The sequence below is a fragment of the Janthinobacterium sp. PSPC3-1 genome, assembly GCF_049896105.1.
In the GTDB taxonomy this organism is placed as follows: domain Bacteria; phylum Pseudomonadota; class Gammaproteobacteria; order Burkholderiales; family Burkholderiaceae_D; genus Janthinobacterium.
In genome coordinates this window covers 56,651-70,521 of record NZ_JAFCTQ010000030.1, presented here as the reverse complement: position 1 = coordinate 70,521, position 13,871 = coordinate 56,651, and the positions used below count along the sequence as shown (strand labels likewise).

The 13,871-nt window shown below is 62.6% G+C and carries 12 protein-coding genes; 5 read left to right on the top strand and 7 right to left on the bottom strand.

The window, feature by feature from the left end:
• Positions 1-120: 120 nt before the first annotated feature.
• Both ACP7B7_RS24280 and ACP7B7_RS24275 read right to left on the bottom strand, forming a co-directional pair.
• Positions 121-1,923 carry an NAD(P)/FAD-dependent oxidoreductase gene (locus ACP7B7_RS24280; RefSeq protein WP_426078402.1) on the bottom strand — a complete coding sequence of 601 codons (1,803 nt, stop codon included), beginning with the start codon at positions 1,921-1,923 and terminating at the stop codon, positions 121-123.
• 146 nt (positions 1,924-2,069) lie between these two features.
• Positions 2,070-3,206: a sigma-54-dependent Fis family transcriptional regulator gene (locus ACP7B7_RS24275; protein ID WP_308921949.1), complete on the bottom strand. Its 1,137-nt coding sequence runs from the start codon at positions 3,204-3,206 to the stop codon at positions 2,070-2,072.
• Positions 3,207-3,399: 193 nt separating this feature from the next.
• Here ACP7B7_RS24275 and ACP7B7_RS24270 point away from each other — a divergent pair, with 193 nt between their 5' ends.
• From ACP7B7_RS24270 to ACP7B7_RS24250, 5 genes are all read left to right on the top strand, one after another.
• Positions 3,400-4,953 (top strand): CHASE2 domain-containing protein, encoded by a 1,554-nt coding sequence (locus ACP7B7_RS24270; protein WP_308921948.1) that lies wholly within the window; start codon positions 3,400-3,402, stop codon positions 4,951-4,953.
• 64 nt (positions 4,954-5,017) lie between these two features.
• Entirely contained in the window at positions 5,018-5,425 is a 408-nt protein-coding gene (locus tag ACP7B7_RS24265; RefSeq protein WP_308921947.1) for a GFA family protein, read from the top strand.
• Positions 5,426-5,548: 123 nt separating this feature from the next.
• On the top strand, positions 5,549-5,731 hold the full coding sequence (locus ACP7B7_RS24260; protein ID WP_308921946.1) for a hypothetical protein: 183 nt from the start codon (positions 5,549-5,551) through the stop codon (positions 5,729-5,731).
• A gap of 1 nt (position 5,732) precedes the next feature.
• Complete coding sequence (locus tag ACP7B7_RS24255; RefSeq protein WP_308921945.1) at positions 5,733-6,191, top strand: PIN domain-containing protein; 459 nt, start codon at positions 5,733-5,735, stop codon at positions 6,189-6,191.
• A 437-nt stretch (positions 6,192-6,628) separates the two neighbouring features.
• Positions 6,629-7,891, top strand: coding sequence for a PKD domain-containing protein (locus ACP7B7_RS24250; protein ID WP_426078400.1), 1,263 nt, complete (start codon positions 6,629-6,631; stop codon positions 7,889-7,891).
• 106 nt (positions 7,892-7,997) lie between these two features.
• Here ACP7B7_RS24250 and ACP7B7_RS24245 read toward each other — a convergent pair whose 3' ends face one another.
• The 5 genes from ACP7B7_RS24245 to ACP7B7_RS24225 all read right to left on the bottom strand — a co-directional run bounded on the left by ACP7B7_RS24245 (position 7,998) and on the right by ACP7B7_RS24225 (position 13,856).
• A complete protein-coding gene (locus tag ACP7B7_RS24245) occupies positions 7,998-8,348 on the bottom strand; it encodes a type II toxin-antitoxin system ChpB family toxin (RefSeq protein ID WP_308921943.1) in 351 nt (116 codons plus the stop codon).
• The gene (locus ACP7B7_RS24240; protein ID WP_308925800.1) at positions 8,342-8,593 is read right to left on the bottom strand and encodes an AbrB/MazE/SpoVT family DNA-binding domain-containing protein; all 252 of its coding nucleotides are present in this window, start codon (positions 8,591-8,593) and stop codon (positions 8,342-8,344) included. The genes ACP7B7_RS24245 and ACP7B7_RS24240 overlap by 7 nt, the downstream gene beginning before the upstream one ends.
• 65 nt (positions 8,594-8,658) lie before the next feature.
• Positions 8,659-11,433, bottom strand: coding sequence for an Hsp70 family protein (locus ACP7B7_RS24235; protein WP_426078398.1), 2,775 nt, complete (start codon positions 11,431-11,433; stop codon positions 8,659-8,661).
• Positions 11,434-13,284 (bottom strand): Hsp70 family protein, encoded by a 1,851-nt coding sequence (locus ACP7B7_RS24230; protein ID WP_426078397.1) that lies wholly within the window; start codon positions 13,282-13,284, stop codon positions 11,434-11,436.
• Positions 13,281-13,856, bottom strand: coding sequence for a DUF2760 domain-containing protein (locus ACP7B7_RS24225; RefSeq protein ID WP_308921940.1), 576 nt, complete (start codon positions 13,854-13,856; stop codon positions 13,281-13,283). The genes ACP7B7_RS24230 and ACP7B7_RS24225 overlap by 4 nt, the downstream gene beginning before the upstream one ends.
• Between the last annotated feature and the right edge of the window lie 15 nt (positions 13,857-13,871).

The following is a 13,871-nucleotide window of genomic DNA, read 5'->3' as shown; positions in this document are numbered from 1 at the left end:
ATCGTTTCCGCAAGGATCCCGCCCACTATCTGGCGGGACTGGAGAAACTGTGCGATGAGCTAAATGTGCTGACCTAGAAAAAAACGGCGGGCAAACAGCCCGCCGTTTTTACGTCTGCCATCACGACAAATGATGCACCTGCTGCTGCCCGTACACCGGCGTGTCCAGCCCTTCCATCCGCGCCTTCAGCTGCAGCGACAGATACTGCGAATAATGGCGCGACTGGTGCAGGTTGCCGCCATGGAACCACAGCGCCTGCTGCTGCGTCGGCTTCCACATATTGCGCTGTTCGCCTTCCCAGGGGCCGGGGTCCTTGGTGGTGGCTGACCCCAGTCCCCACACTTTGCCCACCTTGTTGGCCACTTCCGGCGAGATCAGGTCGGCCGCCCAGCCGTTCATCGAACCATAGCCGGTGGCATACACCACCAGGTCGGCGGGCAGTTCGGTGCCGTCGCTCAGCACCACCGAGTGCTCCTTCAGCTCCGCCACGCCGACGCCGCTTTTCAGCTTGATCTTGCCTTCGGCCACCAGCTCGGAGGCGCCCACGTCGATGTAGTAGCCGGAGCCGCGCCGCAGGTATTTCATGAACAGGCCCGAGTCGTCGTCGCCGAAATCGAGCATAAAGCCTTTTTCTTCCAGCCGCGCGTAAAAATCCGCATCGCGTTCGCGGATCGCCTTGAACACGGGAATCTGGAAGTCGGCCAGGATTTTATAGGGGATCGAGGCGAAGGTCAGGTCGGCTTTCGCCGTCGTCATGCCGGCCGCCAGCGCCCGTTCGGAGTACAGGTCGCCCAGCGCCAGGTCCATCAGCGAATCGGATTTCACGATATGCGTCGACGAGCGCTGCACCATGGTCACGTCCACCCCCGCTTCCCACAGCGCGGCGCAGATATCGTGCGCGGAATTGTTGGCGCCGATGACCACCACTTTCTTGCCGACATAGGCGTCCGGTCCAGGGTGTTGCGACGAATGCTGCTGCTCGCCCTGGAACACGTCCATGCCCTTGAACTTGGGCATATTGGCCTTGCCCGACATGCCGGTGGCCAGCACCAGCTGCTTCGGCGTCAAGGTGACGTTCTGGCCATCGCGCACGACCTTGACGGTCCACTCGCCTCTGGCTTCATCGAAGCTGGCCGACTCGCAGCTGGTCGAACCCCAGTAGTTCAGTTCCATCACCTTGGTGTACATTTCCAACCAGTCGCCGACCTTGTCCTTCGGCGTGAAGACGGGCCAGTTGTCGGGAAACGGGATATACGGCATATGGTCGTACCAGACCGGGTCGTGCAGGCACAGGGACTTGTAGCGCTTGCGCCAGCTGTCGCCCGGGCGGGCATTTTTTTCGATGATTATCGTCGGCACGTTCAACTGGCGCAGCCGCGCGCCGAGCGCGATGCCGCCCTGGCCGCCGCCGATGATCACGCAATACGGCTGGCGTTCGTAGCCCAGTTCGGCCGCTTCGCGCTCGCGCTGCTCCAGCCAGCTGGTGCGGTTGGTGTGCGCGCCATGTTCCGCGCCCATGGGCCGACGCCCGTTTTTGGCTTCCTCATGGCCCTTCAGTTCGCTCATGGTGGTGAGCAGGGTCCAGATCTTGCCGTCGCGGATGCGGATAAAGCCCACGCCGCGCGCCACCTTGGTGTCCACCGTGATCCAGCACTGCGTGACGCCGCCGGCCTCCGACGCCTGTTCGCCGTCGGCGATGCGGATGGTCACCGGCTGGACAGCGCCCAGTTGGGCATGCAGCATGGCGCCGATCTGCGCCCGGCCTTCCAGGGTTTTCAAATTCCATGTAAACAGCACCAGGTCGCGCCAGTAGCCGTCTTCTTCGAACAGCCGGGCCGCGGCGTCAACGTCCTGGGCGCGCAGGGCGCCTTCGAGCTGCTCCAGCATGGCGGCCACCGTGTGTTGATGGGTATCGTTGCTCATCGTGTCTCCTCATGTCGTGATGATGGAATGCGGTTTTGCAGCTTCCACTGCACCGCTGACGATGTTGTATCACGCACGATTCGAGGCCGCATTGCGCATTGCAGCACGCACGGCCATGAGACAAAAATCTCACCGGCCTGGCGTGTCTACTGCTTGTGTGGCGGCACGATCCGGAAGTGTTTCAGGCGCCGGTACAGGGTGGCGCGCGAGACGCCCAGCATGGCCGCCGCCGTCAATGGCCGCCATTTCGATGCCGTCATCGCCTGCACGATGCGCGTGCGTTCGGCCGCTTCCTCGTTTGTGTAGTCGGGATCCGGTGCTTGCTTAACGCTTTTGAGGCGGCTGCGCAGGGACGCTGTTTTCACCGGCGCGCGTACCCGCGCATGCAGCCATGTACCGGCGCCCACCAGGCGCAACGACATCAGGTTCTGGCCGGCGCGCGCATCGAACAGCCGTTCGGCGCGCACTTCCAGTACTTCGTTCACCGGCCGGGGCAGGGCGCCGAGACCCGCGATGACTTGCCGCGCGCAGCGGTTGGCCGCCACCACGTCGCCGTGTTCGTCGATGGCCAGCAGCATTTCCGGCTGCACTTCGACAAAATGGCGGTTGCGGTGCGCCAGCACGATGCAGCAATGGCTGTACGATTTCAGGAAAAAGCCGTCTTCGATCACGGTCGCGCTTTGCCGCACCAGCTGCTTGACCAGGCGCTGGCTGTCGCGCGCGTCGGGCGAGGCCAGGGCGGACGCGTCGAGCACGCCGATCAACTCGCCGTGCGGTGAAAAGATCGGCGCGGCGCTGCAGGTCAGGCTGGTGAACGCGGCGCGGAAATGGTCGGTCTTGTGCACCGTGATCGCTTCGCGGTCCAGCAGCACCGAGGCGATGCCGCAAGTGCCTTCCTCGTTCTCGGACCAGCACGAGCCCGGATACAGGCCCGCCTTCTTGAAATGCTTGCGCTGTTCCTGGTCGACCACGTAATCGATGGTCACGCCGTGCGCATTGGCCAGGATCACGCAGTAGCCCGCTTCGCGCACCATGGCGTGCAGGCGCGGCAGGCACTGGCCGGTCGAGCGCAAAAAACCTTCTTCGGCTTGCTGGATCGCGCGCAGCTCGCCGCTGGTCAAGATGCGCGGGCCGGTGGTGGAGGCCGGATCGAGCCGGTAGTCGTCGAGCGAGCGGCGGTAGGACGAGGCCAGGCGCGCCACATCATCGCCGGGATTGAGCCGGCGGCCGGCGATCAGGTCGTGCACCCGCTCGAGATGACTGGTCTGGCGCACATAGGGCATGGCGGTCTCCTTTTGGCTTTCTTTTTTATACGCCGGTTGTAGCACGAAGTGGCGTGCGGCGCATTCTGCGGCGCAGCATGGGATGTCAAGATGCGGGTCAAGGGTGCGCTGCTTCTGAGCACTATTGCAATACTATATTCTTGTCGTTACCAACTATTAATCAAGAAGCAAGCTTCGGAAAGACAGGAACACCATGAACGTCGACGACCACGCCGCACCGCCGCCGCCGCCAAGGCTGAGTTTGGGAAAACGCCTGCTCTGGCCCTTCGTGCAAGTGGGCCATGCCTTCAAGCTGACGGGCACGCATTTGCTGCACCATATTATCGGCGCGACCCTGATCGCCTCCGTGATGCTGATGCTGGAAGGTTTTCATGTGCTCGAATGGCTCGACGCCGCCATGCTGCGCGCCAGCGCCGAACACGGACAGATCGTGCGCGAACGCACCGACCAGGGTGCGCAGTACCGGCCCGGCATTATCGAGATCGACCAGCCCGCGTTCGAGCAAGTATTCGACGAGCGCGAACCTTTGGAACGATCGCGCCTGGAGCAGCTGATCGCCAGCGCGGCCGCGCGCGGCAGCAAGGTGCTGGCCATCGACCTGGACCTGGCACCGGCCGTGTATGAGCAGCACAAGGCAGGCGAACGCCCGCTCGACCGCCTGCTCGATCAACTCGCCCAAGGCGGCCAGCAATTGGTGCTGATCCTGCCCGAACAGTCGGACCAGAACGCCAACCTGCCATGGATACGCGAACGCTGCGCCGCCGGCCTGCATTTCGCCAGCGCCCGCATCCGCGAGCGCATGGGCGCCGTCACGCGCATCGAAGTGAAAAGCCCGGTGCTGGCCGCCGTCGCCTTCGAGCTGGCGCACGGCGTCAAGGAGCAGGAACAACAACAGCCGATTCCGGCCGTGCTGTCCGAGCAAAAGGAAGTGGTGGCCCTGGCCGACCGCGTATGCCAGCTGGCCACGCGCACCAGCAGTGAAAAGGAGCTTGCCCGCTGGGCGTTCGAGCCGGTGATCCATGGCGACGCCAAGGATGCCAAGGAACAGAACGCCGTCACCGCGCCCTTCCACCCGACCGCCGTGGCGCCGGAATTCCTCGACCCCACGCGCACGCGCGTCAAACTGATCGATGGCAAGGCCGGCGTGGACGACAAGGCCCTGCGCAAGAACGTGGTGTATATCGGCAGCACCTATGACGTGCGCGACCGCTATACCACGGCCGAAGGCGAACAGGCCAGCCTGCACCTGCATGCGGCGTCGCACACCTCGCTGGGCATCGGCACGGCCGACGTCAACAAATATGCTGTATTTGCTGGCGATATCGTGCTGGGCATCCTGCTTGGTTGCCTGTTCGGCGGCCTGTGGACCTTGTATGGCCGCGCCGAACTGGCGATCGACAAGCGCATGGAAGACCATGACATCGGCAAGCTGCACCAGATGGGTACCCTGGCCGAGTTCTACGGCATCCGCCTGATCCTGGCCGTGGTGTGGGCCTCGCCCGTGCTGATCGGCGTGCTGGCCGTCTACCTGTCGCACGGCTTGCTGGAGCAGGGCTGGTGGGTCAATCCCGGCCCGTTAATTGTTGGCATGTTCCTGCACGCCATGTCGCTGCGCGACGAAGCGCACCACCCGCACGAAGAAGTGCCGGGCCTGAACGTGTGGGCCCAATTGCGCCGCACGCATCCTGGCATCGTGCTGGTGCAGGCGCCGCTGGCGGTGGTGTTGTTTATCATCGCCGTGATCTAGCGCAAGGCGGGAGGCGCCGGCGAGATTACACTGATCGCCCCTGTCCACATCGCCGGAGGATGCCATGCTGAACGGAGGATGTTTGTGCGGAAATATCCGCTACGCAGCGGGCGCCGGCGCCTTTCACCAGAGCGCCTGCCACTGTTCCATCTGCCGCCGCGCTTCGGGCGCGCCGTTTGTCGCCTGGTTCAGCGTGCCGCGCGCCAACTTTCGCTGGCTGCAGGGCCAGCCCGCGACCTATGTTTCGAGCCAGCACGGCCAGCGCAGTTTTTGTGCGCGTTGCGGCACCCAGCTGATGTTCGAAGACGACCGTTATCCGGATGAAGTCGACCTGACCACCTGCAGCCTGGACGAACCGGGGCGGTTTCCGCCGCAGAGCCATATTTATACGGCGACGCAGGTGGAGTGGGTCAGGCTGGGGGATGGGTTGCCGAGGTATGCGGGGTCGCGCGACGAGAGTAGCCCAAAATGAGTCGCTACGATTCATTGATGGAGCAGTGATCGAGGATGGCGTGACCTGAGCGATGCCGCATGGCGGTGCAATACAAATTGCGCTACACTGGTCGCATCATCAAATTGATCAAGGGAGGGCTCAATGAGCGCCAAACCAGATATCAAGCCTGCCTCTGCGGTGACCGTTATCCGGCCACCAGGTACGCCGGAAGACCAGAAGCGATTACGCGCTGAAGCGCTGCGGGCGGCCGAGGGCATGTGGAAAAACCGTAACGATATTCCGCTGGACGGGGTCGCATATCAGGAGCAGATCAGGAGCGAATAGCTTGATTCTCTTCGATACGAATATCTTCATCGATATGCTGGGTGGTTGCCACCAGGCTTCCATCGAGCTTAATTCGTATGACGAACCTGCCATCAGCGCGATTACCTACATTGAGCTGCGGGCCGGAGAAATGGTACGTCCTCAGGATAAGCCAGCGCTTGATGCGGTGCTCAGTACCTTTGCGCTGCTCCCGATTGATTGGGAAATCACCGAGCAGTGCATTGCCATCAGGGGCAAGAGCCTGATCACCCCACCGAAAATCAAGCTGCCCGACGCCATCATAGGCGCGACTGCGGTGCGTTGGAATCTTGCGCTGGTCACTCGCAATCCCATCGATTTCATCTCGCTCGCGATCCCGGTCCATATACCATATGACTATGACAGCAAGGCAGGTGTCGTATCGAACGTGCAGCGGGCATATGGCAGTTCGACGGGGCCACTTTTTACGCTGCTCAAGTAAACCGACGTCACCGGTGAGGCCAACAAAGCTGTCAGATTACGGCCTTTGGCATCAGTTGCCCCACCTCGGCGGTTCCATCTGATTCGGGCTACGTGATATTACACAATCAACTTCAGGCCCGGCGGCAGCCTGGTGCCGGCCTCGTCGAGGTTCGCCACCTCGCGCATCATAATCACCTACGTTTTTTTCAGTTCAGCGTTAGCAACCGGCCCAGTTACTCTGCCGCTGTGTTTGCATCGACAACCTCGTGTGTACTGCAGTGGAAAGGCGGACGCGCGCGCAGTTGATGTTTGAAGATAAGCGGTATTCGGAAGAAGTTGACCTGACTATTTGCTGGCTGTACCTTCTTCTTGAAATTCACATTTCTCAAGAAATTTATTTTCTTATTAGTAATCTATTTTATAATTATAATTTTTATAATTACAGGGTGAAAATTGATGCAATTTCTGAAGAAAATAGCCGGGCTGGCTGGCTTCTGTATTCTGACCGCTTGCGGTGGTGGCGGTGGCAGTGATACACCAGCCCCTGCGGTACCCGTTGCAGCAGCACCACTTATCAATGCCAGGCCAAATGCAAACCCTGGCGCAGACCAGCAGGTTTTCGTGGGGGATTTGGTAAAGCTTGATGGCGGCGCCAGTTCGGATGGGAATGGGGATGTCTTAACGTACAAGTGGAGGCTTGTCTCATGGCCTGTTGCCAGTGTCGCTGCCTTGGCATCCAATAACAAGGTTCAGTCCACATTTACTGCCGATGTCGCTGGCGTTTATACAGTTGAACTGGTTGTGAATGATGGGAAAATTGATGGTTTGCCAGAAAATATTAATATCTTGGCAGAGTCAAGAAATTCAAGTTCAAGTCTTGGCCTGCTTGCGAATGGCGGACCCAATCAGAATGTCTCAGTCGGAGCGTCTGTAAGCCTGGACGGTGGTCTGAGTTCAGATGCTAAAAGGCGTATAATTACTTATAATTGGACTTTAATCGCCAAGCCTGCCAATAGTACGGCACTTCTGATAGATCCGGCGGCAAAAAAAACTAAATTCGTTGCAGATGTGGCAGGATTGTATGGGATATCATTTTTTATAAATGCAGGAAATGAAAAAAGCTTGCCGGTCAATATTTTTGTTACCGCTTCATCCAGCGTAGTTGGAATTAATTTCCCACCGGTTGCAAATGCAGGCTCGGATCAGGCAGCACTGACAGGCACGGTCATCGCACTTGATGGAGGGCTGAGTACGGATGCAAATGGCGATTCCTTGTCTTATTTGTGGAACCTGCAGTCCAAGCCTGTATTGAGTATGACCGTACTTACGACGCCAACAAATAAAACATCAAAATTCACTGCAGATGTTGCAGGTATTTATGAACTTGCGCTCGTTGTTAATGATGGAAAATCAAATAGCAAAATCGATGTCATCAACGTGGTAGTGCGGCCGCGCGGGGTGGTTGATATTGTTGATACAGGTAAGTATAAATGTTCCAATATAAGCAAGGAGCAAGCTTTGTCACTATTCGCGCAAGGACACACCTATCTTGATAGGGATCATGATGGAAGGCCATGCGAAACAAATGATATTTTGAATGAATACGCAATTGCGCCAATTGCGCCGAGTACACCTAATACTGCTGGAAATAAATGCTATGTTTCAGGGTATTTTAGAAAAAATGGAACTTACGTGAAAGGCTATACCCGTAGTTGTTAAGTCATAAGATTGATGCTGGCTAATCGATACCGTGGCTCTTTTATGCTATAAACAGATCCGTTTTTGGTTTTTGGTATCGATGGTATCAGTAACTGAAACAGTGTTGTCAGTCAGTAATCGCCCGCAACCGTGCCAGCGCATCGTCGACCACATACTCAGGCGCGGTTTCGATGCGCTTTGCGCCGCGCGCTTCCAGGTCCAGCATGCGGATCTGGTTGATCAGGGCCACGCCCTGGGTTTGAGTGCCGGAACCGCTCAACGGCGTGGCGAAGCCTGCATGGCGGGCAAAGTCGCCGCCCTGTGTAATCGGCGCGACGAGGACCAGGCCCAGCGCATTGAAGACACTGGTCGACAGCACAATCGCCGGGCGTGCCGTACCGCGTTGCTCGCGGCCTTCGCTTGGCTCAAGATTGACCATGACGATGTCGCCCCGGCCAAATCTGGTTCGCTTTACCACGACTCGCGTCCCACGGGTTTCGGGGCGCTCCATGCCGCCATGTCTGCCGGTTCTGGGGCGGTGCCATCACACTGTGCGACCAGCTCGGCCAGCGAAAATACGGGGCGCTTGGCTTTCAGGAAGACGCCGTCCGGTCGGACATCGACGTCCAGTTTGTCTCCCAGCGATACCTTCAGCATGCCCAATAGTTCGGTGGGCAAGCGTACGGCTGCGCTGTTGCCCCATTTTTGTATCGATAGCTCCATCATGCCTCCCATGTCTCTACATTGTAGATCCACATGGTAGCATCTTCAATGACTTTGCCATGGCTTCACGCCAGCAGCTTCAAGCCCGGCGGCAGCGCTTCGCCCAAGATGCGGCGGGTAGCAGCTTCGTCCAGCTGCACCACTTCGCGCACCATGGCGACCCAGGTCTCCGGCGCACCGATGCCTTTCAGGCGGGCGATAATCGTGGCGCGCTGGGCGTCGCCGATATCGCGCGAGCGGTCGCCCGTCATGCGGGCGATATGGGCGCTGGCAAAGGCGGCCGCTTCGGTTTTTTTCCAGTCCAGCGCCAGCAGCCGGTCCAGCCATTCCGAGGCGGTTTCGGCGTCCACCACTTCATGCGCGCTGCCGTGGAAGGGCTGGCGCGCGCCGACGCGGGCCAGGGCCCACAGGCTGTGGGCGTCGCCCGCGTCGGTCCGGTTTTTCGATTTTTCCAGGCGTTTGAGCAGCCAGGCACCCACTTCGGCCTTGTAGCTGCCGGGGATGCGTTCCAGGGAGGCGCCCAGGCGCAGCATGTCGTCGTCGCTGCCGTTGACCAGGGTGACGGGGCGGCTGCCGCGCTGGCTGGCATCGGCCTGCAGGTTGAAGGCGAAGTCGTCCAGCAATCGCAGTTGCGCGGTAGCGTCCAGGCCACCGGTGACGCGGCGCCACAGGGTCCACCATTCGGCGCAGACCTGGCTGTCCTTGTGGTGCTGCACGCCGCTGTCGAACATGGCCCACAGCTGCTCGATGCGCCAGGGATCGAGCGCGTCGCCGTAGCCGGGGCGCAGACACCAGCCGGCCAGGTTCAGCCACACGCGCTCATGTTCGGCGGAGCGGCGCCGCCCGCGGTTGCGCTGCAGCAGGGCGTCGAACAGCTGGCGCAGCAGGGCGGTATCCCAGCCTTCGCGCCCGCCCAGGCCCTGTTCCAGATGCTGGCGCAGCTGGCGCACTTCCTTCGGCGTCACTTTTTGCGCCTTGCCGCCAAAGATGCGCTCGATCTTGTCGACCGCTTCTTTTACACGCGGCGCGACGCTCGATGCCCCGGCTTCCAGCTCTTCCTCGCCGCGCAGCTGGAACTCCAGCAGCCAGCGCAAGCCGGCCTGTTGCTCGGCCACGCAATGCACTTCCAGGGTGCCCACTTCCGTCATCACGGTGGCCAGCTGCACCGTGATTTCGCGCTTGTCGTTCGGATGGTCCGGATCGTACAGCACGCTGGCCAGCGGCGGCAGGCGCACATAGTCGCCTTCGGCCAGGTCGACGATGTCGCCCAGCTGCGGCGGCGTGCCCGTCTCGCCGGTTGATGAGGCCAGGTGAAAGCGCACCGGCCGGCCCAGGCGCAGCGCGAAGCGGCGCTCAAGCAGGCGGACTTCCTCGCCACTGGCTGCGCCGCGTGGCAGGATGCAGACGGCGCGCTGGTCCTTGCCCTCGCCGAGCACCAGGAAATAGCTGCGCGGCGAGCCGCCGGAAATACTCGGCGCCTGGCCACGGCGGGCCAGCGCATGGGCGACGGCGCCACGCGCGACGGCGACGTCGGGGTTATCGTTGTGCAGCAGGGTAGCTTGGGCGCCCCGCCAGGCGCTCAAGGTGTCCAGCAGGCGCCGCGCCAGCGCGTCGGCGCGGAACACGCCGCCGTTCAGCAGCAGGGTATCGGGCAGTTCACCCGGATGCTGCTGCAAAAAGCTGGCCAGGTGGCGCGTGATGGCCGCGTCCTGCGCATACGGCAGGCCGAATTCGACGATGCCGGCGCGGCCCTTTCTGGCCATGTCGGACGCTGCCACCAGCGGGAAAAAACCGTCGACCACCATGATCGCGACTTCCTCGCGCGTAAGGTCGACCGAGCGCGTGCCACCGATCAATCGCGAGCCTGACCCCAGCAGGGTGACGGTGGCTTTTTCCGGTGCTTCGCTGGACAGCAGCACTTCCTTGGCGGCGCGGCAGCGTTCCATCAGCTGCGACAAGCGCGCCGCCGACAATCGCATGCCGCCTTCGGCGCCGGAAGCCATCCGTGTTTCCACCAGATGCGCCAGCGCCAGGTCCATATTGTCGCCACCGAGGATCAGATGGTTGCCCACGCCGCTGCGCGTAAACTGCGGCTCGCCGCTCTCATCGAAGGCGACGTCGATCAGGCTGAAGTCGGTGGTGCCGCCGCCCACATCGACCACCAGGATGCGGCGCGTGTGGGCCAGTTGCGTCTGCAGCTCGTCGCGGTGGCGGTGCAAAAAATCATGAAAGGCCGCTTGCGGTTCTTCCACCAGCCTGAGCGTGGGCAGGCCGGCCAGTTTCGCCGCTTCCAGGGTCAGCGCGCGGGCGCCTTCGTCGAACGAGGCGGGAATGGTAAGCACCAGTTCCTGGCGTTCCAGCGGCGCGTCGGGAAAGCGCGCATTCCAGGCGGCGCGCACATAGGCCAGGTAGCTGGCGCTGGCCGCCACCGGTGACACCCGGGCGACATCGTCGGCGGCGCCCCACGGCAGGATGGCGGCGTGGCGGTCGACATTCGCATGCGACAGCCAGCTCTTGGCGCTGGCCACCAGCCGGCCCGGCACCTGCCCGCCCAGCACGCGCGCCAGGGTGCCGGTGACGGCGTTCGTTACGCCGGCGACGTCCGCCGTCGACCAGGGCAGGCGCAGTTCGTCCTGCGCCAGTTCGCCGTCGGCCGGGTGGTAGCGCAGCGAGGGCAGCAGGGCGCGCGGCCCCACTTCGCCCGGCGCCAGCAGCTGCTCGATGTCGAACAGCCTGATGCCGGCTGCCGTATCGCTGGCGTCGGCATACGCGACCACCGTATTGGTGGTGCCCAGGTCGATGCCGACCAGATAAGAAGCCGGAGCCTTGGCCTTTGCCATTTACTGTACTGTGCCGCGCACGTCGAACTCCACCTTCCAGCGCTCGGCGCCATCAACGGAGACGGCCAGCAGTTCCAGCGTGCCCGCTTCCGTCACGCGCGCATGCAGTTTCACCTGCACCACGTCGCCGGCCTGGCGGTTTTCCGCCGACAGGGTGGCCTGGATCTCGCTCAGTTCCTGCAGTTCGTCGGGTGCCCAGAAGTCGAGCAGGTCGCCGATCTGGTCGTTGCGGCGGGTGGACGAGGCAAAGAAGCGGAAGTGCACCGGTTCGCCGACCACCAGGCCGAATTGCTGGCCCGGCAGTTCGAGCTCGCTGCCTTCCTCCATGCCGAACGGCGCCACGCACAGGGCCTGGATCGGCGGTTCCATGCCGGGGATGGCCGGCATGGCCGACTCGATCGCCACGTAAAAGGCGCTGGCCGTGCCGCCGCGTATGCGCACGCCATGGCCGCGCCGCACATAGCTGTAGTAGGCCGCGCCGCGCGCCACCGCCAGGTCCAGGTCGGCGCCGGCCAGCATGCGTGCCGGTTCCGCGCCTTCCAGGTACAGCCAGTCGTTGACGGCGCCCATGATGCGCTGCACCAGCAAGTCGGACTTGAACACGCCGCCGTTGAACAGCACGGCGGTCGGGTGCAGGAAGCTGGCCTCGCTCGACTGGCGGCCGGCAAAACCTTCCAGCTCGGCGGTGGCCGCCACTTGCCGGCCCAGAAACGCCGCCAGGTGGCGCGTGATGGCCGCGTCCTGCGCATAAGGCAGGCCCAGTTGCGTCAGGCCGGCGCGCGTGCGCACGGCAGGGCGGCTCGACGCTTCCACCTGCGGGAAGAAACCATCGAGGATAAAGGTCGACACTTCCTCGCGCGTGAGTTCCGTGCGGATCGAGCCGCCGATCAGTTTCGAGCCGCGGCTCGGCACCACGATCGCTGCGCTGTCCATGCCGCTGTCGGCCAGCAGGCTTTCCTTGGCGCTGCGGCAGCCGTAGGTCAGCGCGCGCATCTGCCAGGCATCCAATTGGGTGCCGTTGGCGGCCAGCTTGCGCGCCACCAGATGCGCCAGCGCCAGGTCCATATTGTCGCCGCCGAGCAGGATATGCTCGCCGACGGCGACCCTGTGCGGTTCCAGCACGCCGTCGCGCTCGAGCACGGCGATCAGCGAAAAGTCGCTGGTGCCGCCGCCGACGTCGACCACCAGGATGATGTCGCCCGGTTTCACGTCCTTGCGCCAGCGGCCTTCGCTGGTCTGGATCCAGCTGTACAGGGCCGCCTGCGGCTCTTCCAGCAAGGTCAGGTTGCCGTAGCCGGCCGCCTGCGCCGCTTCCATGGTCAGCTCGCGCGCGGACGGATCGAACGAGGCGGGAATGGTGACGGTGATTTCCTGCTGCGCAAACGGCGCTTCAGGGTGGGCGTTGTCCCAGGCCTGGCGCAAGTGCGTCAGGTAGCGCGTGGCGGCGGTGATCGGCGAGATGCGCGCCACTTCCGGCGGCGCGTCGTTCGGCAGAATCGCCGCCCGGCGATCCACACCCGGGTGGCACAGCCAGCTTTTTGCGCTCGACACCAGGCGGATCGGCGTGGTGGCGCCACGGCTGCGCGCCATCTCGCCGACCACGAACGGCGCCTCGGCTTCTTCCGTTACCCAGGGCAGGGCCAGGTCGCCGGGCGCCAGTTCATCGGCGTGCGGCAGGTAGACAAACGACGGCAGCAGCGGCAGCTCTTCCAGGGTGCCCGGGCTTGATAACTGCGATACCTGCAGCACGCCGTGGACGGATTTTTCGCCGTCGCTCTGGCCCAGGTTCACATACGACAGGGCGCTGTGGGTGGTGCCCAGGTCGATGCCGATGGCGTAGAGCGCGCTCACAGTTCCACCTCGGCCGGCGCCAGGATGGCTGCGTCGTGTTTGTCGTTCAGTTTCGGCAGGCGCACGGAAGCCGCGCGCCAGCCGCGGTGGCTCAAGGTACCCTTGAACGGAGCCGAGCCGACCACATTGCCGGTCAGGCGCACGCTGGCGGGATCAAAACCTTCCTGCAGCACGATGCGGCTGCCTTCGTTTTCCGCGCGCACGGGTTCGATGCTGAAGTACTCGCGCAGCACCTTGGCGCAGCCTTCGTGCACCACGCGGGCGGCCGCGCCGATATCGGCGTCGGCATGGCTGGCCAGGTTTTCCTGGGTAAAGTCGATCAGGCGCGCTTCGCGTTGCAGCAGGGCCAGCAGTTGCAGGGCAGCGTCCGGCGTGGCTTCCTTCAGGATCACGGGAGCGGCGGCGGGCGTTGGCACCGGTGCAGGCGCCGGTGCCGGAGCGACGGGCGCCATCTCGGGCAGGTTCAGCTTTTCCACGCGGGCGGCATAAGCGCCATCGGACAGGGTGCTGAAAAAGGCGCCAAAGGCCAGAGGGATGCGGCGCCAGAACGACGGATGATTGGGTGTGCTCATGATGGATGGTTTCTC

Bases quoted from the DNA above. Each gene is read 5' to 3' on its own strand.
- ACP7B7_RS24280 (WP_426078402.1), bottom strand. From the start codon at position 1,923: ATGAGCAACGATACCCATCAACACACGGTGGCCGCCATGCTGGAGCAG.
- ACP7B7_RS24275 (WP_308921949.1), bottom strand. From the start codon at position 3,206: ATGCCCTATGTGCGCCAGACCAGTCATCTCGAGCGGGTGCACGACCTG.
- ACP7B7_RS24270 (WP_308921948.1), top strand. From the start codon at position 3,400: ATGAACGTCGACGACCACGCCGCACCGCCGCCGCCGCCAAGGCTGAGT.
- ACP7B7_RS24265 (WP_308921947.1), top strand. From the start codon at position 5,018: ATGCTGAACGGAGGATGTTTGTGCGGAAATATCCGCTACGCAGCGGGC.
- ACP7B7_RS24260 (WP_308921946.1), top strand. From the start codon at position 5,549: ATGAGCGCCAAACCAGATATCAAGCCTGCCTCTGCGGTGACCGTTATC.
- ACP7B7_RS24250 (WP_426078400.1), top strand. From the start codon at position 6,629: ATGCAATTTCTGAAGAAAATAGCCGGGCTGGCTGGCTTCTGTATTCTG.
- ACP7B7_RS24240 (WP_308925800.1), bottom strand. From the start codon at position 8,593: ATGGAGCTATCGATACAAAAATGGGGCAACAGCGCAGCCGTACGCTTG.
- ACP7B7_RS24235 (WP_426078398.1), bottom strand. From the start codon at position 11,433: ATGGCAAAGGCCAAGGCTCCGGCTTCTTATCTGGTCGGCATCGACCTG.
- ACP7B7_RS24225 (WP_308921940.1), bottom strand. From the start codon at position 13,856: ATGAGCACACCCAATCATCCGTCGTTCTGGCGCCGCATCCCTCTGGCC.